Below are 3,461 nucleotides of genomic sequence, written 5' to 3' on the forward strand. Positions count from 1 at the left end.
GTACGAACCGACCCGGGGGCCTCCGGTGCCTCAACCCGCCTGGATTCAGCCGAGGTTGGCGAGCGCCTCGTTGAAGGTCTTCGACGGGCGCATCACGGCGGCGGCCTTGGCCGGGTCCGGCTGGTAGTAGCCGCCGAGGTCGACCGGCGAGCCCTGGACGGCGATCAGCTCGTCCACGATGGCCGACTCCTGCGCGGTCAGCGTCGCGGCCAGGCCGGCGAAGGCCTGGGCCAGCTCGGCGTCGTCGGTCTGCTTGGCCAGCTCCTGGGCCCAGTACATGGCCAGGTAGAAGTGGCTGCCGCGGTTGTCGATGCCACCGAGGCGGCGGCTCGGCGACTTGTCCTCGTTGAGGAAGGTGCCGGTGGCGCGGTCCAGGGTGTCGGCCAGCACCTGGGCGCGGGCGTTGTCCGTGGTGGTGGCCAGGTGCTCGAAGCTGGCGGCCAGCGCGAAGAACTCGCCCAGGCTGTCCCAGCGCAGGTAGTTCTCCTTGACCAGCTGCTGGACGTGCTTCGGGGCGGAGCCGCCGGCGCCGGTCTCGAACAGGCCGCCGCCCGCCATCAGCGGGACGACCGACAGCATCTTGGCGCTGGTGCCCAGCTCCAGGATCGGGAACAGGTCGGTCAGGTAGTCACGCAGCACGTTGCCGGTCACCGAGATGGTGTCCTCGCCGCGACGGATGCGCTCCAGCGAGAACCTGGTGGCCTCGACCGGGGACATGATCTCGATCTGCAGGCCGGTGGTGTCGTGCTCCGGCAGGTACTTCTTGACCTTCTCGATCAGCACCGCGTCGTGGGCGCGGTTCTCGTCCAGCCAGAACACCGCCGGGACGCCGGTGGCGCGGGCGCGGGTGACGGCCAGCTTGACCCAGTCCTGGATCGGCAGGTCCTTGGTCTGGCAGGCGCGGAAGATGTCGCCCGGCTGGACGGCCTGCTCCAGCACCACGTTGCCCTCGGCGTCGACCAGGCGGACGGTACCGGCGGCCGGGATCTCGAAGGTCTTGTCGTGCGAGCCGTACTCCTCGGCCGCCTGGGCCATCAGGCCGACGTTCGGCACCGAGCCGATGGTGGCCGGGTCCAGGGCACCGTGGGCGCGGCAGTCGTCGATGGTGGCCTGGTACACGCCGGCGTAGCTGTGGTCCGGCAGCACGGCGAGGGTGTCGGCCTCCTTGCCGTCCGGGCCCCACATGTGGCCGGAGGTGCGGATCATGGCCGGCATCGAGGCGTCGACGATGACGTCGCTCGGCACGTGCAGGTTGGTGATGCCCTTGTCGGAGTCGACCATGGCCAGGGCCGGGCCCTCGGCCAGCTCGGCCTCGAAGGAGGCCTTGATCTCGGCGCCCAGGTGCGGCACCTTGTCGAGGCCGGCCAGGATGCCGCCGAGGCCGTTGTTCGGGTTCAGACCGGCGGCGACCAGCACCTCACCGTACTTGGCGAAGGTCTTCGGGAAGAAGGCGCGGACCACGTGGCCGAAGATGATCGGGTCGGAGACCTTCATCATGGTGGCCTTGAGGTGCACCGAGAACAGCACGCCCTCGGCCTTGGCGCGGGCGACCTGCGCGGCCAGGAACTCGTTCAGGGCGGCGACGCGCAGCACCGAGGCGTCGACGACCTCGCCGGCCAGCACCGGCACCTTCTCGCGCAGCACGGTGGTGGTGCCGTCCTCGCCGAGCAGCTCGATGCGCAGCGCACCGTCACCGGCGATCACGGCGGACTTCTCGGTGCTCGCGAAGTCGTTCTCACCCATGGTGGCGACATTGGTCTTGGAGTCGGCCGACCAGGCACCCATGCGGTGCGGGTGGGTCTTGGCGTAGTTCTTGACCGACTGCGGAGCGCGGCGGTCCGAGTTGCCCTCGCGCAGGACCGGGTTGACGGCGCTGCCCTTGACCTTGTCGTAGCGGGCGCGGACGTCCTTGTCCTCGTCGGTCTGCGGGTCGTCCGGGTAGTCCGGCAGGGCGTAGCCCTGGGCCTGGAGCTCGGCGACGGCGGCCTTGAGCTGCGGCACCGAGGCCGAGACGTTCGGCAGCTTGATGATGTTGGCGCTCGGGGTCTTGGCCAGCTCACCCAGCTCGGCCAGCGCGTCGCCGATCCGCTGCGCCTCGGTCAGACGCTCCGGGAAGCTCGCGATGATCCGCCCGGCCAGGGAGATGTCGCGGGTCTCCACGCGCACACCCGCGGTCGAGGCGTACGCCTGCACCACGGGCAGGAACGAGTAGGTCGCCAGGGCCGGAGCCTCGTCGGTGTGCGTATAGATGATGGTCGAGTCAGTCATCGGTACTCCGCTTCACGTCTCCAACGTCTTGACGTCAAGATATCTCGTCACGGGCCTCCGACTCCACCTCCCCCCGTTTCCGGGCTCGCACCGGCCCGGCCGGCGGGCGCCTCGACCCTCGCGCGGGGGCGTCGCGGCAGCCGGAACGGAGGGCGCGGCGGGGATGCGGCGGGGGCGTGAGGCGGAGGTGACGGGGACGGGTTCCACGGTCGTCCGGGTCGGGGCGCTCGGCAAGCGGAGCGCCCGACCAGTGGTTTGGTCCACTCGGGTGAGCCGAACGTCAGGAGTGCGTCAACGCACGACCCCATTCGGTCAACGGCGCGTCAGGACCGGAGCCTCCCGGGCCGGGTCGACCTAGCGTCGAGGCAGTAGTTCCGGCAGGCACCACCACCCCACTCGGGAGCATTCGCATGGCCCGCGCCGTCTGGCACGTTCCGGTCACCGTCTCCGGCACCGGAAGCACCACCGCACTCCGCCTGTTCCGCCTGCGCGACGGCCGCCGCTGTGCGGTCGGATTCTCCAGCCCCGAGGCCCTCGCCGCCCTCCTCGGGCCCGATCAGGCCCACACCGAGTTCGGCGAGCCCGCCCTGCGCGACCTCACCGCCCCGCTGGGAATCGACACCCTGGTACTGGACCCGCGGCTGGTCGCCCCCTCGGTCGCGGCCCCCTCGGTCGCGGCCCCCTCCGCGACCGCTCCCTCCGCCACCGCCCCGTCCAGGACCGCCCCGCCCGGCCGCGCTCCCGCGGCGGCCTCCGCCCCGGCCCCGACCGTCCGGTTCCAGCACCGGTGACCGCCCCGCTCCGGCTCGTCCCGGACGAGCCGGACCCGGCGGGGCGGGCCCGCCCGGCCCGGGCCCTGCACGCGATCGCCCGGATCAGCCACGGCCCCGTCCCGCTCGACTTCGACCGCCTCGCGGCGGAGTTCCCCGCCGTCCAGAGCGGCCTGGCGCTGGCCGGCGAGGCCGACCTCGAACTGCGCCTCGCCTGCACCGGCCCCGAGGAGTTACGGACGATCTCCACCGCGCTGTACCGCGCGGGCGCCGCCAAGGTGCGCATCGACCTCGTCCTGCGCGCCCTCACCCCGGCCCCGGTCACCCTGCGCCCGGTGCCGTGACCGACCCCGTACGGGCTTCGCCCCCGCTCCCGGACAGGGGAGCGGGGCGCGGAGCCCGTACGGCGCTCACTCCTCCCCC

Annotated in this window: 3 protein-coding genes; 2 read left to right on the plus strand and 1 reads right to left on the minus strand. The window is 72.2% G+C overall.

Annotation, left to right across the window (positions count from 1 at the left end):
- Positions 1 to 45: 45 nt before the first annotated feature.
- Positions 46 to 2,268 carry an NADP-dependent isocitrate dehydrogenase gene (locus ACFU6K_RS34320; protein ID WP_380669806.1) on the minus strand — a complete coding sequence of 741 codons (2,223 nt, stop codon included), beginning with the start codon at positions 2,266 to 2,268 and terminating at the stop codon, positions 46 to 48.
- Positions 2,269 to 2,678: 410 nt separating this feature from the next.
- On the opposite strand from ACFU6K_RS34320, the gene ACFU6K_RS34325 reads away from it, so the two are divergent.
- Positions 2,679 to 3,059, plus strand: coding sequence for an SAV_915 family protein (locus tag ACFU6K_RS34325; protein ID WP_380669808.1), 381 nt, complete (start codon positions 2,679 to 2,681; stop codon positions 3,057 to 3,059).
- Entirely contained in the window at positions 3,056 to 3,382 is a 327-nt protein-coding gene (locus ACFU6K_RS34330) for a hypothetical protein (RefSeq protein WP_380669810.1), read from the plus strand. Before ACFU6K_RS34325 ends, ACFU6K_RS34330 begins: the two co-directional genes overlap by 4 nt.
- Positions 3,383 to 3,461 lie beyond the last annotated feature (79 nt).

The sequence above is a fragment of the Kitasatospora sp. NPDC057512 genome (assembly GCF_042802135.1).
Lineage (GTDB): Bacteria > Actinomycetota > Actinomycetes > Streptomycetales > Streptomycetaceae > Kitasatospora.

What these genes read in the sequence shown, in the direction of transcription:
- ACFU6K_RS34320 (WP_380669806.1), bottom strand. Translation starts at nt 2,268, where the DNA reads ATGACTGACTCGACCATCATCTATACGCACACCGACGAGGCTCCGGCC.
- ACFU6K_RS34325 (WP_380669808.1), top strand. Translation starts at nt 2,679, where the DNA reads ATGGCCCGCGCCGTCTGGCACGTTCCGGTCACCGTCTCCGGCACCGGA.